Below are 17,832 nucleotides of genomic sequence, written 5' to 3'. Positions count from 1 at the left end.
CTTTGGTCAACCTAAGCACACTCGCGTAGACAACCGCCAAATACCGAATACAGTAAGCATTCCCCTCCAATTGGCATCACCTGCCTGACCTTTTCTTAAGCCGTACAGCGAGGTCCGCGCGACCGGCGGGCCGTCGCTAGGGGCGACAAGAAGTTGCTCCTCTGGCGTTTACACCCTGTGCTTCTTAAGGATCGATTGATGCCATCTCGTTTAGATTCGGGAGCTTGCCAATCTACCCGCAGTCGGCGCTCGCAGAATCGAACCGCAGTTCCATCGCCCTCTCAGCGCCGCCGCGCGCTGTTCGAAGCCTTAGAAGAGCGCACCCTGCTGGCCAATGTGGTCATCAACACTGACACACTCAAGATCACGGGTGATGATTCGTCGGCGACAAAGTTGTACGGCGTCCCCTTCAAAGCGGCGACGGTCGGCGGCATCGCATACTTCTATGTGCAGGGCGATCTGAATGTCGGCGCTGGGGACAAGATCACCGTAGTGGGCAGCAAGCCCGCATCGCTCGTGGTTGGCAACGATGCCTTCATTCCGTCGACGGCAACATTCGATGTTTCCGCGGTGGGTTCCACTGCCGGACCTGGCGGCGGTGGTGGTGGCGGCGGCGGAGCGGGTGGTGCCGGCGGCAGTGCAGGGAGTGGTGGTTCGTTGGGATGGGGACCGGCTGTTTATTCATATAACGGTGATTATCAAATTTACCCCAGCAACTATGCGGGTTGGGGAGGATCCGGCGGAGGCAGCACTCAAGATGGTTACAATGGCGTAAATGGCGGCTATGGCTACGCAGGAGGGGACGGCAAATCTGGCGCAGTGGGCAAGGCCGGCGGCAAGGGATTCAATTCTAGTGGCGCGGGTGCGGGAGCCACGACCATCGGGGGAGGTGGAATCGGCGGTCGGGACATTTACGCGAACTACGGCCAACCAGGTGGAGGGCAACCAGGTACCAGAGGAACTGCCGGCGACGGTGGGAGCGTTGGTTACTTTGCTGGATCTGGTGAATGGGGTACGGCAGGAACGAATGGATCGAGCGGCTTCTCGGGCTACTCAGGTAGTCTCGGTGACGAAGGTTTCGGCGGTGCAAATACCGCGACCGGTTTTGTGCTCAGTGGCGGCAGCGGTGGCGGCGGCGGATCGGGTGGTGGTGGTGGTGGCGGCGGTTCCGGTGGTGGTGCGGGTGGCGGCGGTGGTGGTGGTGGTGGTGGTGGAGCTTCAACCAACAACGGCAATTATTATCCTGGCGGTTACGGTGGGCGCGGCGGGGATGGTGGTGATGGGGGATACGGAGCTACGGGAGGATATGGAGCAACCGGTGGCAAAGGTGGTGGCGGCGGCGGCGCACTCGAGATCACTGCCTTAGGTCGACTCACGTCGGCAGGTACTTTCCTCGCCCGCGGCGGCAATGCGGAACACGGCGCGGTTGGTTTTGAGACCTACCCTCCTTTGTATGGTGAAGTTGGATCATTCGGGAAGCAGGGAAACTACCCTTTCAACAATTATTATGGTGGTGTTGGAGGTAATGGAGGGAGCGGAGGACAGGGGGGCATTGGTGGTTATGGAGGCACCGGTGGATCAAGCGGCGAAGGTGGTGGTGGTGCCGGTGGTACCATTGCGATTTATGCATCGGTTCTGAACCATCAAGGAACAGTGAACACCTCGGGTGGAGCGGCGCAACGCCCTGGCGGCAACGGCCGCTTCCTCTATGGCTCGAATACGGCGGTCTTAGCCACTGGCACCGTGAGTGGAGCCTCAGCAGCGGGGACGACAGGGGCCAGACGCCCTAATCCATTCTTGCCAGATTCGTTATCAACTCCTTCCATTCCTGCTCTGGTTGACGGCGCTTATAGCTACGGCTTAACGACACTTACTGTCGACGACTTCGCGGCGTTTGGTGGCGATTTCGGTGGCTCTGGATTAGGCCTGTTGCGGATGGATGTTGGGCTGGCTAACTACAGCAACGATTTCCTTGGCTTTGATGTTCTGTTTGTCGTCAACACTCACGACCAGCAACTGAACAACGTCAAGCTGGGCGTGAACGGGCAAACACCGACCCAGTTGAAGCTCGGCGGCATTAGCCGCGATCCGGCTTTTGGTGGGACGGGTCTGGTGGCACTACCACAGTTGGCGGCGGGCCAGGTCTATGCCCTGCTGGTGCCGGAAGGTCAAGCGACGAGCATTGCGGCCAGTTATGAATACTTTGGCGAAGTGATTGCCGACACGGCCTCGGAGTTGCCAGTCGATCAGCCCCTCGTGCTCGACTCCGAAATTCGCGCGCTGAACAATCCTACGCGCGAGGCCAATGATTCGTATGGTGCAGCGGTTGCAGTAGCCGGGAACGTGGCAGTGGTCGGAGCACCCGGCGACGATCTCGGCAGCACTGATGCCGGCGCAGCCTACTTGATTGATTCGACCACCGGCGCGCTCCTGCGCACGCTCGCGAATCCCGCGCCTGCGCCAGGAGATCAATTCGGCAGCGCTGTCGGGGCGACGTCGACTCACGCGCTCATTGGTGCTGCGGGCGATAGTGCCAATGCCGGCGCAGCCTACCTCTTCGAAATCGGTTCAACCAATCCAGCCCGCACGCTGAACGCGCCCTCAGTGGTTGCCGGCAATCGGTTTGGTCACGCGGTTGCTGCGGGTGGCAACTGGGCAGTCGTCAGCGCCCCGGGCGTGAACTCCGGCGCTGGCGCGGTATACGTGTATAACACTGCCACCGGCGCACTGCTCCGCACCATCACGTCGCCGTCGGCGGCCAGCGGCGATCAATTCGGCTCGTCGCTCGCCGTGCAGGGAAATCAAGTCATCATCGGTGCCCAAGGTGATGACATTGGCAGTGCCATTGATGCCGGTGCCGCTTATGTCTTCGACCTGACGACCGGCAATCTGGTCGCCACGTTGACGAAGACCACGCCCACGAGTGGCGATGCGTTCGGCACCAGCGTCGGGCTCTCGAACAACCTCGCACTTGTCGGCGCGCCTGGCGATGATCTGACCGCCAGCAATGCCGGGGCCGCATACTTGTTTAATGTGACGACCGCTCAAATCACAAAAATCTGGCAGGCTTTGGCACCAGTTGCCGAAGATCAGTTTGGTCAAGCGGTGGCGATCTCGAACAATCTGGCCATCGCCGCGGCGCCGAAATTTGATTCGTCGCTGGTGAATACTGGCCGCGCGTATCTATTCGATGTGAACAGCTTGGAACTGCTGAAGGAGTTGCCGAACCCTGCGCCGCACGCCGACGACAATTTCGGTCAAGCACTCGCGCTCAGCAACGGTCGCGCGGTGATTGCTGCGATCGGCGACGACAAGGGCTTGGCCGATTCGGGCACCGCTTACTTGTACCCCAGCTTGAATCCCGTATCGGTTGCTTCGACGACCGCCACGCTGGGCGGCGGGACTATCAGCGCGAACCTCACTTCGCTGCAGGTCACGTTCACCGAAACGATGGTCGGAGGCGAACTGGCCAGCAACTATCAACTCACGAACCTCGGCCCCGATCAGGCCTTCGGCACAGCTGACGACATCAATGTGCCCGTCACAACAACCTATAGCGGCAAAGTAGCTACGCTCTCCTTCAGCGCGCTCGTGGTTGGCGACTATCAACTGACCGTACACGATTCGCTCATCGATGCGCAAGGGGACGCCCTCGACGGCAATACCGATGGCACGGCCGGTGTCGATTATGTGGCAAAGTTTTCGGCTGTGCGAACGACGTTCGCCTTCGGGCTAGGATCGACCGCTACGGAAATCGCGCGTAGTGTAACGACTGACCGATCCGGTAACACTTTTGTTACGGGGAGTTTTCAAGGGACCGTCGACTTCGATCCTGGAACAGGCGTAAACACACTCACTACATTCGAAACAAATTCCCCGGACGCATTTGTTGCCAAATATTCTCCGACTGGTGAACTAGCTTGGGTTCGAGCAATTTCGGGCGCAAGCTCTGCGTACGCACATGAGTTGGCGAGCGACGATGCCGGCAATGTGTATGTCGGTGGCTATTTCACAGCATCAATTCAGCCGGGCCCCTTCTCTCTGTCAAGCGCTGGCAGTACCGATCTGTTTGTTACCAAACTTGACGCCGCCGGCAACTTTCTCTGGGCGAAGTCCATGGGCGGCCCAGGCCAAGACCTCCTAATGTCTCTAGGCGTTGACGCTGGTGGCAACGTGTATACCACCGGGCGCTTTTTGGGTACCGCCGACTTCAACCCGGATCCATCCGGCACGGCTAATCTTGTCGCGACAGGTTCACAAGAAAACTCGTTCGTGAGCAAGCTTAACGCCAGCGGCAATTTCGTCTGGGCGCGGGCTTTCGGAGGAGCTGATTTTGCTATTACAGCAGCACAAGACTTAGCAGTTGACGCGGCTGGCAATGTGGTTGTCGTTGGCTACTTCACGGGAACCGTGGACTTCAATCCCAGTGCGACCATCGCAAATCGAACCAGCGCCGGTAGCAGCGACGGCTTCACTTTGAAATTGACCGCGGCCGGTGCGTTCTCTTGGGTACAAACGTTTGGACGCCCTGGTAATGACGACGCTATGGGCGTCGCACTCGATGCTAGTGGAAATGTCTACACTGCAGGCAAATTCAGTAATGGTCCTGTCGACTTTGATCCCGGGACCGGTACTAGCAACTTAACGAGCGCCGGCGGTACCGATGTTGTTGTTCAAAAGCTGAACTCTGCAGGGGCGTATGTGTGGGCCACTAGAATGGGAGGCTCTCTCGACGACCAAGCTTGGGAAATCGCCGTCGATAGCAATTCAAACGTTTATGTGACCGGTGGCTTTCGAGGAACGGTTTCGTTTCCGGGAACTTCTATCGACTATACGCTGACTTCGACCGGCGGCCTGGACTCCTTCGTATGGAAGCTTCGCGCGGATGGTAGTGGTGCGTGGGCACGCCAATTGGGTGGCATCAACGAAGACGAAGGAGTCGGCATTGCTGCCAGTTCCGTCGGCGATTTGCTGGTAAGTGGTTACTTTCGCGGGACTGCAAATTTCAATCTCGGCCTGCAAAACACGACGCTTACTTCTCCTGGCGTGCTCGACGACGCATTCGTCGTGCGGATTGCCAATCAACCGCTGACCGTACAAGCGGTCACCTCAGAGAGCGTTGCTGATAACCTGCCGCTTGGCGGTACCAGCCTGCGGATTCGCTTTACTGAAACGCCTGGCGCGGGGGCTGTATCGGGAACGCACTACCAATTGAAGCGAGCTGGCAACGATGGCCTCTTGGGCACTGCCGACGATCAAACCTCCGGTTTTTCCTCGCAAATCCTGGGGTCGGAAGTGGTTCTTCGTTTTCCAGCCGTTATCGATGACCTCTATCGCCTGACAGTTCGCGGCACCGTTCCTGACTTGGCCGGCGGTGTGCTCGATGGCGACCAGAACGGCTTACCTGGCGGCGACTACATCGTCGATTTTGTTCCTGGCTCGCCCGATTTGAACTTTACCCGCGTCAGCGATTCGCCATCCACGCTGGCCGGCAATGCGCCGGCTGCGGTTGCGAGTGGCGATTTCAATGGCGATGGAGTTCCGGATTTGGCGATTGCGAGTTCGGCCAGTAACAACGTGCGCATCTTGCTAGGGAATAGCACTGGCGGATTTACGACCGGAGCCACGATCAACACGGGCGGCACTACTCCGGCCGGCATTGCGATCGGCAAATTCAATAACGATGCCCACCAAGACCTGGTTGTGGTGCATTCGGGCAGCAACAACTTTGCCGTGTTGCTGGGCAACGGTAGTGGCGGCTTCACGGCGAATGCTCCGATTACCACTGGGGCCAGTACCTCGCCCCGCGCGGTGGCAGTGGGGCGCTTCAATTCTGATGCAAACGATGATCTGGCGATCACTAATTTCGGCACCCAAACTGTCAGTATTTTCTCTGGCAACGGCAGTGGGGGCTTTGCAATCGTTGGTTCGCCCATCAACGTCGGGGCAACTGGTCCGCAAGCGGTGGTGGTTGGCAAGTTTAATTCCGATGCGCACTGGGATCTTGCTACTGCAAATAGCACGAGCAACACAGTGACCGTTCTCTTGGGAAACGGCACTGGTGGCTTCACCCCCAATGCCGCGGCGGCCATCACCAATGTCGGCGCTGGTGACGTGAGTTCGCTGGCGGTTGCCAACTTCAATGGCGACACGCTCGATGATCTGGTCGTCGTAAAAACGCTGAGCAACCAGGTTCAGAGCATGCTGACCAGCGCGACTGGCGGACTGTCGTCAGTAACAACAACAACGGTTAGCAGCGGTGGCGTAAGTCCGCGGCGCGTTGCCGTAGGGTTGCTGAATGATGATGCTTGGAACGATGTGGCAGTCGTTCACGACGATGGTCAAGTCTCCGTGCTGTTGGGAGACGGGACGGGGATCTCGGGTTTCCCTTTGATGACGGCAGCGAACGTCACGACACCCTGGCATTTGGTAATTGGGCAGTTCACTGCCGACGCGCGGGCCGATATCGCTGTGATCGGGAGTACTTCGACTGCCACCGTCAATGTGCTCGCTAACTCAGCGCGAAATCCGCTCGTCAGCCTGTTAACAGCCGAGGGGATTGACATTGCGGTAGAAGCCAGCACCGCCGGCGCAGGGCAACTGCTGGGCGGGGCCTTTGATGCGTGGGGCAGGCTGCGTGTTGGCGGCGTCGATTATGCACCGCCGCTCGCCGAGGCCGTGCTGACGGATGCCGGACACACGGTGCAAACCGCTGTGCAGACAATTGTCGGCCTCGAAGTTCAGCGCGAGACCACGGTTCTCGCGAGTGGTGCGGGCAACCTGGTGCGGATGATCGATGCTTTTCGCAATAATTCGACCAGCGCGATTCAAACCACGGTCAAGTTCACCGGGAATCTGGCAGCCAATGCTGCCTCGCGCGTGTTCAGCACCAGTGATGGCGACGCAATCGTCGAACTAACCGACACCTGGATTGGGCTCGACGACGTTAACGGTTCTGGCTTGCCGGCCGCACTGCAATACCTGTACGGACCCTTCGGCATCAAACCCAGCAGCGTAACCGTGGTGGGCGATAATCTGGAGTGGAGCTACAGCCTGACGGTGCCTGCCGGGCAGACCTTGCGTTTGGCCCACTTCACGCAGTTAGACACTGAGCAGAATAGTGTGCTGCAAGCTGCCCAGGAAATTCAAACCGTCGCAGGCTTCAGCAGCCTGGCCAGCGAGAATCTCTCACCGTTGGAATTGGAATCGATCGCCAATTTCAATTTCACCTACGAACCAAACGACACGCTCGCCACGGCTGTTCCGCTGAGTCCGGGCAACGTGCCCGGCATCATAGGCAACGGCCCTGCGCCGACGCGCGACGTCGATTTGTACAAGTTCACTTTGAGTGCGGGGCAGTTGGCCCTGTTTGGTGGATATAGCGGTGGCAACTCGACGAACAATCAACTCACTCGCTTGCGATTGTTCGATGAGGCAGGTAATGACCTCTCCCCTTGGCTCAGTTACTGGGGAACGTTCTTTAGCGCTGACGGCGGCACATTTTATGCGGGCGTCAGTGGACAGGGGAACGATGCATACGATCCCCAACTGGTTGGTAGCGGCAGCAACTCGACGTGGACCGGCAATTACACCTTGAATTTCGCGGTAGCCGATCTTGGGCCGCTTGACGATATCGAGCCGAACAACACCCCCGCCACGGCACAGGTGATATCGGTTCCAGTCGACAACTCGGCGATAGTCAAGGGTTTCTTGGGCCAGCAGACCTATCAAGGCGATCCCGATGTGTTCGCTGTGGCAATGGCAGCCAATACCACGCTGAACGTGGCGGTAAGCGGCATCGATGGTTTACCTTTTTCCGGCGGTGGAAGTCTGCAAGCCTTCGATGCGGAGGGCAACGTCATCGGTCGCAACTCGCACTGGTCCTATCCGCTGCAGGTTTACTCGTTTGTCGAGAAGGTCGTTTACGTACGTTACAGCGAGCAGAGCAACGTGGCTCAGGCCTATGAGTTGCTGTTTTATGCGAGTTCATTCGACCCCAATCAGTTCGATGTTGAACCCGACGACACGCTGCAGCAGGCGCTGCCACTCGCTATCGGAGCGAATCCAGGTTTCATCGGTAACAATCCAGCGGGGCTGAACGATGTTGACTATTTTGCCGTCACCATGAACGCCGGCGATCTTGCCACGTTTGGCGGCTATGGCCTCGGAACGAATCAGGACTCGGGGACTACCCTACAGATTTATGATGAGGAAGGAAATCATCTTTCCGACCGCATCAGCTACTGGGGAACTTTTTATGCAACCGAGGGAGGCACTTACTATGCCCGCATCATTGGCTCGGTAGGTCGCTATTCTCTGAATTATCAAGTCCAAAACCTGGGTGCCTTCGAGGCACTCGAGCCCAACGACGAGTTGGAGACGGCGTTTCCGGTGGGTGTGTTGCCTGGACTCACGTCCACTGTAACTGGCTTCGCCGGCGATGGAGTTGGCAACCAAGATGTCGACTATTTCTCGCTTAATATCGCTGCCAATACCGCCTTAGATATTTCGGCGATGGACCAGTTCGGCCTGCCGTTCGACATCCAAGCCAACATTGGGGTTTATGACGAAAATGGGGCAATCTTGGGGCAGCGCAGCAACTACTACGCACCCTATCGGTTCTATTCCCTTGTCGATCAAACAATCTACGTACGCTACTCGTCGGCCAGTTATTTGTCGCATGCTTATCGCCTCTCGTTCGCCCTGGCTGACATCGACCCGGCTCTTCTTGATGCAGAACCAAACGACTCCCTCGGGACAGCACTTCCGTTGATGCCCGGTGCCAATGCCGGTTTCATCGGCAATGGCTCGGCCGGCACCAGCGACGCGGATTACTACTCGTTTCAACTAAGTGCCGGCGACCTGGCAACGTTCGGTGGCTACTCGGGAACTTCCAACCAGGATCAGCGAACAAGTATTACTCTGTTCGATGCCAGCGGGGTAAATATCTCGGATCGACTTAGCTACTGGGGCACATTCTATAGCCAACTCGATGGTACCTACTATGTGCGCGTAACAGGGCCGGTAGCTCCTTACTCTCTGAACCTTTCGACGCAAAATTTGGGAGTGTTCGACGAGCAAGAATCCAACGATACACTGCTGACCGCGCAGCGAATCAACAACGTTGTAGGAGGTACGACCAGTCGCACCGGTTTCCTGGGCCAGAACAGGGGACCGGCGGATATCGACTATTTTGCCATCGATCTCCCCGCCTACAGTCGGTTGGAAGTGTCTGACGTTGCCATTCCCGGTCTGCCTTTCACGACAGATCGTTCGCTGCAATTGCGGGATGGAATGGGTAACTTGCTGGCCGAAGTCTACAACGGCGGGCAACCGCTCGTACATTTGTCTTCGATCAGTCGGACGGTTTACGTCAGCTACAGTAAGCGTGCCGATCTCATGCACGCGTATCGCCTGCAGTTCTCGCTCGCACCGTCGGGCCAGGGCCTGTCCGCCCCGACCATTTCTCCCCTCAGCGACTTCAGCCTGCGCGAAGATCAAGTCAGCCCGCCGTTGTTCTTCAAAATTAGCGATTCCGAGACTCCAGCTGGCAACCTCACCGTTTCAGTCACTTCTTCCAACGAAGCGATCATTCCGGCCGAGAACCTGCAACTTTCTGGCACGGGTAGCGAACGTCAACTGGTCATTACACCGTCGGGCTTAGGTCTGGGACCGGTAACCATTACCATTCAAGTCACCGATACCGCCGGGCAAAGCACCAGCAGTCTGCTCGTCATTAACGTTGCTAATGCACCTCTCAGCACCACACCGGTTGCTCTCTCTGCCATCGAAGGAAACACCTTTACGCAGGCCGTGGCCACGTTCCACGATCCGAATCTGGTCAGCACTGCCGCCGACTTCGTGTCCACTATTCATTGGGGTGATAGCTCCAGTTCCGTGGGCGTCATTAGCGGTAGCCAGGGTAACTTCGTCGTGAATGGCACGCACGCTTATGCGAACTCCGGCAACTATGAAGTGACAGTCATCATCTCGGCCAACTCGGGGGGAACACTAGCGACACAACTTGTCGCGGCTACCATCATTGAGCCCAACGCCGCACCTGTTCCTAGCACCGGCGGCCCCTATCAGGGACTAGAGGGTGTCGAGATCATTCTCGATGGCTCGGGGACGACCGATTCGGATCAGAATCCGGCTACGCTGATCTACGAGTGGGACTTCAACTACAACGGCCTGGTCTTTGCTGCCGACTTCACGGGTCAGCAAGTTCCTTTCACACCTGGCGACGATGTTGCGTTGCGAACCGTGGCCTTGCGAGTGACCGATAGTGGCGGCCTCTCGCAAATTGCTACCACAACCTTCTCGGCTGCGAATCAGAATCCCACGGGAACGTTGGCCGCCACGAGCGCGGTTGTTGAAGGTGGCAGTGTGGCAGTCAACTTTGCGGCTGGCGATCCATCATTGGTAGATGCAGCAAGTTTGCGCTTCAGCTTTGCGTTGAGCACAGCGGATCTCGCCAGTGATTATGCCACCGCGGTCACCAGCGACACATCGACTCCATTCTTTTTTGCCAACAGCGGCCCGGTGACGGTGTATGGCCGGGCGTTCGATAAGGACGGCGGCACTCACGACGCTCAGACTGTGATCGTGGTGGGGAATGTGAATCCAACCGGCTCGTTGACCAATAATGGGCCTGTGAATGAACCGGGCAGCGTGACGGTGAACTTCGCGGGTAGCGACACTTCGCCGACCGATGCGGCTAACTTACGCTATAGCTTTGCCCTGAACATCGATGATCTGGCTGCGACTTATGCAGCAGCCAGTACCACTTCGGCAGCCGCCTTCGATTTTCCCAGCAGTGGGCAGTACCAAATCTACGGACGGGTGTTTGATCCCGATGGTGGCCAGCACACAACTTCGACACAGGTCACCATCAATAATGTTCCTCCCACGCTGACAGCTGTTGCTGGCGACAGTTTTCAAGGTGTTGCTGGTCAACTTCGGACACTGATACTTTCGACGACAGACCCGTCGGCAACAGATCTTGCGCAAGGTTTCGAATACACGGTCAACTGGGGCGATGGCCAGTCAGAAATCATTTCGGGGAGTGCGAATACGACCATCTCGCACGCTTATCAAGCAGTGGGCAATTACTCGGTTTCAATCACTGCCAAGGACGTCGATGGCGGCGTCAGCAATACGGTCAATCGCAACCTTCAAATCCTAAGTACCGAACTGCAGGCCGGCAAACTGGCGATTTCGGGAACCTCCGGTAACGACCTGTTTGCCGTCACTCCGGTCTCAGCAACAGTCGCTGAAGTGACGATCGCGCGCAATGGAACCTCGCTGGGCAAATTCGCGCGGCCTGCCGGCGGTGTCGAGTTCTTCGGGGGAACTGGCTCGAACTCGTTGACTATCAATGGCAGCAGCGGCAAAGACACGTTCACGATCGAATCCGATGCGGTGACCCTCGGCTTGTTGAAGGTCTCGGGCACTAACATGCAGACTCGCAACATCAACGGTCTTGGAGATAACGATACTTTCCTGCTACTGGCGGGGACGGCGAATTTGGATGGCGGCACGCAGGGCACAGCTGGCGACCGTCTGCAGGGCCCAAATTCTGCAACCCTCTTTCAATTAACGGGTGTCGGTATCGGGACAGTGGGCAGCACAACGTTCAAGGCCATCGAGAATCTCACTGGCGGTTCGGATGCGGACCAGTTTCAGTTTCTGAACAACACGGCCAAACTCAGCGGCAAGATCGATGGCGGCGGCGGCAACGACACACTCGATTACAGTCTGCGCACCACTACCGTGGCTTTGAACCTTAACACCAAGACGGCCACAAATGTCGCGGGCTATTTGAACGTCGAGTCGTTTACTGGCTCAATGGCAACAACTGATACCGTTACTTCGCCCAACACCGCCAACGAATGGACGATCACCGGAGTTGATCGCGCGAACCTGGGTGCGAGCGCAGCGCTTGCCGGCTTTGAGAACATCACTGGTGGCACGGGGACAGATACGTTCACCGTTCTCGATGGTGGCTCGCTCAGCGGCACTTTGAATGGCGGCACTGGCACTGACAAACTCAGCTATGCCCCAGCCACAGGTCCGATCAGTGTGAATCTGGCGACCCGCAGCGCCAGTCAAATCCGCAGCGTGCTCGCTGTAGAGTTGTTCCAGGGAAGCAATTCGTCGGCCGACCAGTTCATTGCAGCCAATGGCACGAACACCTGGAGCTTGACCGGGCTAAACGCCGGCAAAGTTACGGGCGGAACATTCTCGGACTTCGAAGAACTGCTCGGGGGTACCGGTGCCGACAACTTCTCGGTCGGAGCGGCGGGCGCGCTCAGCGGTAGTCTGCAGGGTGGAATTGGTAACGATACTCTCGTCGGTGGTTCACAAGCATCAACCTGGAACATCACCGGCGCAGGCGCAGGTACGCTCACCAGCGGGGCGACGGCATTGCAGTTTGGCGGCATCGAAAATCTAACCGGCGGCACTGGAGCCGACCGGTTTGCTCTGGCGAGCACTGGGTCGATTGCCGGCAAACTGAACGGCGGTACCGGCGAGAACACACTCGACTATTCCACCCGTACTACTCCGGTCAACGTGAATCTGGCAACCAGCAAAGCCACGTCAATTACGGGAAGCATCACCGGATTTGTGGCTGCCATTGGCGGCAGCGGAAACGACATTCTCGTCGGCGGCTCAAAGGCAGCTGTACTTGTCGGCGGTGCTGGCGACGATCAATTGACGGGTGGAACTGCAAAGGACGTGCTGCTGGGAGGTGAAGGCAAAGACACGCTCACAGGTGGAGGAGGGGACGACCTTTTGATTGCTGGCACCACCAGTTACGACCTTAATACCCAGGCACTATTTGCCATTTTGAATGAGTGGTCGTCGACGAGAACCTATCCTGCCCGCGTAGCCAACTTGCGAGGCACAGGCACCGGCACTCGCGTTAATGGTTCAACGTTCCTGGCCAACAGTCCTGCCGACACAATTTTCGGCGATAGTAGCACTGCCGATCGCTTGGTTGGCGGTGCCGGGCGCGATTGGTTCATTGCCGACCTCGAGGATGTGATCGCCGATCTGGTGCCAAGCGGAACGTCGGCTGAGTTCGTCGATCCCGTGTAAAACGGTTAAAGAGTTCACTCTCGATCGGCGAATCTTTCGCCAAGAGCAAATGCGTCGTTATGACCGATGGTTTGGCGATTGGGCCCGGCGAATTCAAGTAGACCTTTACGATCCTGTCGATCTCCAAGGCGATTGTCTATGGCCTCACAACCCGAAAGTCGGCGTCGCGACCGGCAGATCGGTTCGGGCTGCACTGGCTCGAAACAGTCTTTGAGGGGCGAAGTTGAAGCAGTTGTTGGCGACTGACTCACGCGGGGTGAGTTGCCCCGGCAAGCGGCTGAGCTGGTGTTTGGCCAGTTAGAAACAGCGACTCCTCGTCGATCGCACACGTTGGCGGTAGCGCTTTTGAGGCCAACCTCACGATGTCGATAAACCCTCCCTGTGCACAACCCTCCTCTACGTCACAGTACTCTCTATTGCGATTTCCCTAAGTACTTTTGATAGCATGACCTGCTGATTCCGAGTACCGATCGGTCCCCCAAACGGTCGCAACCCTCTTCGAACTTTTAGAGCATCCGGTTAACAGAGGTAGAGAATTCTTTGCGCTTTCTGTTTTGTTGTGAACTTCGCATGCGCTGCCCATCGGGCTGAACTCATACCGACCGAGCGACCGAAATCGGCGTATGGTTCGGATTGCCGACGGTCCCGGCGGGGTGCAAAAACGAACGCACTCCAGTCTTTCGTTGCATCAAGTCCAGTATAGTTCGATGGTCAACGTCTTTCAGTCTCTCCTGCAAGTGATCGCCCGTGGCCATGCAGAAGGAGCTCGCTCGCCAGATCAGATATTCGAAGTTCGAGAACCAGATTCTCAGGTCGAAATTGCCGAAACGCATCACGGTCACGCCCAAGGAACGAACTCGCTTTGTGAAGTTCACGCAGAAGCCCAGCGGGAAAGTCCTCCGCTAACTGACCACGATCGTTACGTCGCTGCCCCCTGTATCGACCCTTCCATTCGGGGGGGCGCCCGACTTCAACGCCACTTTACGGATGCAGGTCTGCAGAAAATCAACGACTGCCTCGGAGAGCGAAGCTCACACAGCAACACAATCTCGCCCGCCAAAGTTTCTTCATAAAACGCTCTTAGGAAAAATGCGAGTCCAGTCGGCCACGAAAATTGTCGACTATGTTGGAGACGAATGATTCAGACGTGCGGTGGCGTTTTACTTGCCTGGTGCCCAGCAATGCCCACGCTGATTTCCGAAGCACTCCGGCGGAACATCGACTCGATTGCCGAGTTGGAACAAGAATTCCACCGCCAGCGTACGACGGTCGCTTGCATAAGCGATCGAATCACGTCGATCGCCTCCAGCCCCCTTTTCTTTTTGGGCCACATTGTCTGGTTTGTCGGCTGGATTGTCGTCAACACTTGTCAGTGCTTCGGCATCTCCCACTTCGACCCCTATCCGTTCAGTTTTCTAGGGCTGTGCATCGCCTTCGAAGCTACGTTGCTTTCGATGTTTATCCTGATGAGCCAAAAGCGACAGACGCACCAGGCCGAGCAATGGGCGCACGCTGGCCTGCAATTGGGCATGCTCACTGAGCAGGAAACGACCAAAATGCTGCAGATGGCGCAGTCCATCAGGTACCATCTGGGCATGAAGCGAATCAGTGAAGATCGAGAATTGCAAGAGATGGTGAAGGAGATTCCGATTCTCGCCATCATGCAAGAGCTGGAACGCGCGTTCGTGGCCAATGATGCAATGCCTGCGATGCCTACGGATCAAGAGCGTCGTGCAGCGTGAGTTCTTCCGGCAAATTTGGGTAGGAGGTGGGATGGGCAGCGGTCGTTTGCGATTTGAATATACGGCCAGATATTGTTGGCTTTGGGCTACGATATCACTGCCGACTTCCACGTGCGTTTGCAGGCCGCGTATTTTAAGCAGATAGCTTTTGCCCGTGCGAAATAGTCGATATCGAGCTTTCGCTCGATATCAATTTCAGGCGATCGTCGTTGCGAAACGTCGTCTGACGGGCCGATCCGCAACCATGGATTACTGTCGTAATCTCGATCTTCCGCGAACGGCGGCAGTGAAGAAATCCGTGCCTAGCCCTTTACCTTCGTGCAACTTCCTCCGTGCCTATCTCGTCGCCGAAAGTGATCGTGGGCGCTTTGAATCCAGCAGAGCAGATTAGTCCGCAGTCAAAATCACGCCGCGGGTTGCATCAACTCGTTATAATTTGCGACTGCAACTTCATAACACTCGCAGGCGCTTTGCTGTAGGCGTGAGCGATCTAAGATCTGCAGGTGGCGCCGGCTGTAACTGATCAATGCTTGCTGCTTGAGTGATTGAATCACGGCGCTCACGCTTTGCCGGCTGATGCCGAGCATCACTCCGAGAGAGTCCTGAGTAAAGTCGAACTCGTCGCGACCAGCGCGGTCGGCACAGGCGAGCAGCCAACGCGAAAGTCGCTTCGAACCGTCGTGCCGTGCATTGCAGGCGGCATTTTGAGCACACTGTCGCAACAGAATGAACGCATACCGCTCGACGAGAGTTCTTAACTGCGGGCTCTCTCGCAACATGTTTTGGAAATGGGCTGCCGGCACTCTTAGGCACTCCCCTTCAACTTGCTGGACAAGCGAGTAAGAACTTACACGCTCGCCAACCAACAGCCCGACCCCCGCGACCCCCTCGTTGCCGATTGCTGCGGCCTCGACTGCGGAGCCGTCACGCAACACAACGATCGTTGACAAGACATTCGTCAGTGGGAAATAGGCATATTGGAGCGGCGCTCTATTCGCTAGCAGCGTCTCGCGCAGCGGTAATTTCTGATGCTCCATTCGTTTTGACAGGCTTGCCAGCTCGTCCGGCGGAAGCTGATCCAACAAACGATTACCCGTCTGGCGATTACCAAAAGCGGTCATTGGCTTCAATCTCCTGCGTTGCGCCTGCCAAAGCCGTCGTGCGTGGACAAATGTTTCTCACGCTGACAACTGCAGTACGCATTTATTGTACCAAAAACCGACCGAAATACTAATCGCCAGTTACCGAGGTTCCTCTGTCAACTACTTTACCGTCAAGTACTTGACGGTACGCCATCGCGTCACTAGTTTATCGACATCGCAACCCACTGGTTCGCCTTGAAAATATGTCGGCTTGCGGCAGGGGCAGGATGAGGGATTGCGTCGGTTAAGGAGGGGCCGCGGAGGTTGCGACTCGTGTCGGAAGAAGGAGTTTCCAGAATGACTGATGATCGGCGCAAGAGAAGTTTGCGCAGTGAGCCTCATCATCCGCAGGTGGGCCGCAAACGGTTCGAGGCGATTGTCGCTGATGCCGAAGAAGGGGTTGTTTTTCTCGATCCCGGTGCCGTGATCGGCTATGCCAATGCCGCCGCTGAGTTTCTGCTCGGGCGTGGGCCGACCGAATTGGTCGGGGAGAAGTTTGACCTCCCCTCGGTTCCTAGTCACCAGCCGATTCATGTGAACGTCATATCACGTGACGACCGGCTCCGGCTGGTCGAGCTGCGGATCGAACCGCTCACCGATGGTCCAGAGGGGACGCTGCTGCTGCGACTCAAAGATGTCACTGCATACCATCAGAGTGTGTCTGAAGCGCGAAACGAAACGCGCCAGCGCGATGAATTTCTGGCAATGCTCTCGCACGAGTTACGCAATCCGCTGGCTGCGATTCAGAGCTCGGCCGTGTTGCTGGCCAAGGACAATCTTGGTCCGCAATCCCGCCGCGAAGCTTCCGCAGTACTCAATCGCCAATTCGGCCACCTCACTCGAATTCTCGACGACCTGTTGGACGTGACCCGCGTCCTGCGAGGAAAGTTGTCGATCGTCTCGGAACGAGTGGCGCTGCATCGAGTGCTCACCGATGCGGTCGAGGCCGTCTCGTCCCTCATCACGCAACGAGGGCACAGGTTTACGGCTGACCTGCCTGAGCAAGAAATGTGGGTCTGGGGTAACCCAACACGGCTCGAGCAAATTGTTGTCAACCTGCTTGTTAACGCAATCAAGTTCACTCCGCACGGTGGAAAAATCACTTTGTGCGCAGCGCAGCAGGCAACCGAAGTTGAGATCACCGTCCGCGACAATGGCCCTGGCATTCCAGCCGAGCTCTTGCCCCGGATTTTTGATCCGTTTGTGCAGGGTGCACAGACACTGGCCCGCAGTGACGGCGGATTAGGCATCGGACTGATGCTGGTTCGCACATTCGTCCACCTGCACGGTGGCTCGATCGACGTTTGCGCCAACGACGACGGTTGCGGTGTGACCTTCTCAGTCCGACTGCCGTTAATTGCTTGTGAGTCGAAGTTGTCGGAGCAAGCGGCCGACCAAGTTACCAACTCACTCAGGGTGCTGTTGGTAGAGGATAGCGATGATGCCCGCCTGATGCTTCGCATGTTGTTGGAGGATGACGGGCATCATGTCATCGAAGCGGCAGATGGCCTGTCGGGTTTGAACGCGGTATTGGAACGACGCCCCGACGTGGCGCTCATTGATATTGGCCTGCCGGCAATGGATGGTTACGAATTGGCTCGGCGTGTTCGGCGTGAAGCCGAAGGAACTCCGCCGCACATGATCGCTCTGACTGGCTACGGAACTCCTGAGGATGTCCAGCGTGCGCTAGACGCCGGTTTCGATGATCACCTGGTCAAGCCGGTTAATTTGCCCGAATTGTTACGGCGTCTGGAAACTTGCCGGTTAGAGCGTGCTGGTTCCAGGACCAACGGCGGTGTGTAACGCAGTTAGTCCGCGAAGTGTGACATACGACCAATGGTAAGATT

The 17,832-nt window shown here is 57.2% G+C and carries 5 protein-coding genes; 4 read left to right on the top strand and 1 reads right to left on the bottom strand.

Annotated elements, in window-relative coordinates:
• Window positions 1-198: 198 nt before the first annotated feature.
• From ETAA8_RS10285 to ETAA8_RS10280, 3 genes are all read left to right on the top strand, one after another.
• Window positions 199-13,101, top strand: coding sequence for a beta strand repeat-containing protein (locus ETAA8_RS10285; RefSeq protein ID WP_261343629.1), 12,903 nt, complete (start codon window positions 199-201; stop codon window positions 13,099-13,101).
• Between the two features lie 753 nt (window positions 13,102-13,854).
• The gene (locus tag ETAA8_RS35240) at window positions 13,855-14,007 is read left to right on the top strand and encodes a hypothetical protein (RefSeq protein ID WP_238397726.1); all 153 of its coding nucleotides are present in this window, start codon (window positions 13,855-13,857) and stop codon (window positions 14,005-14,007) included.
• 275 nt (window positions 14,008-14,282) lie between these two features.
• Window positions 14,283-14,843 carry a DUF1003 domain-containing protein gene (locus ETAA8_RS10280; protein ID WP_202921726.1) on the top strand — a complete coding sequence of 187 codons (561 nt, stop codon included), beginning with the start codon at window positions 14,283-14,285 and terminating at the stop codon, window positions 14,841-14,843.
• 404 nt (window positions 14,844-15,247) lie between these two features.
• Here the strand turns inward: ETAA8_RS10280 and ETAA8_RS10275 are convergent, their stop codons facing one another.
• Window positions 15,248-15,964, bottom strand: coding sequence for a Crp/Fnr family transcriptional regulator (locus ETAA8_RS10275; protein WP_145087933.1), 717 nt, complete (start codon window positions 15,962-15,964; stop codon window positions 15,248-15,250).
• Window positions 15,965-16,282: 318 nt separating this feature from the next.
• On the opposite strand from ETAA8_RS10275, the gene ETAA8_RS10270 reads away from it, so the two are divergent.
• The gene (locus ETAA8_RS10270) at window positions 16,283-17,788 is read left to right on the top strand and encodes a hybrid sensor histidine kinase/response regulator (RefSeq protein ID WP_145087932.1); all 1,506 of its coding nucleotides are present in this window, start codon (window positions 16,283-16,285) and stop codon (window positions 17,786-17,788) included.
• Window positions 17,789-17,832: the final 44 nt, after the last annotated feature.

The sequence above is a fragment of the Anatilimnocola aggregata genome, from assembly GCF_007747655.1.
Lineage (GTDB): Bacteria > Planctomycetota > Planctomycetia > Pirellulales > Pirellulaceae > Anatilimnocola > Anatilimnocola aggregata.
The sequence above is the reverse complement of the archived record's forward strand: the minus strand, read 5'-3'. Positions and strand labels throughout refer to the sequence as shown.

Excerpts from the sequence above, each read along its gene's own strand:
- ETAA8_RS10285 (WP_261343629.1), top strand. The coding sequence starts at position 199 with ATGCCATCTCGTTTAGATTCGGGAGCTTGCCAATCTACCCGCAGTCGG.
- ETAA8_RS35240 (WP_238397726.1), top strand. The coding sequence starts at position 13,855 with ATGCAGAAGGAGCTCGCTCGCCAGATCAGATATTCGAAGTTCGAGAAC.
- ETAA8_RS10280 (WP_202921726.1), top strand. The coding sequence starts at position 14,283 with ATGCCCACGCTGATTTCCGAAGCACTCCGGCGGAACATCGACTCGATT.
- ETAA8_RS10275 (WP_145087933.1), bottom strand. The coding sequence starts at position 15,964 with ATGACCGCTTTTGGTAATCGCCAGACGGGTAATCGTTTGTTGGATCAG.
- ETAA8_RS10270 (WP_145087932.1), top strand. The coding sequence starts at position 16,283 with ATGACTGATGATCGGCGCAAGAGAAGTTTGCGCAGTGAGCCTCATCAT.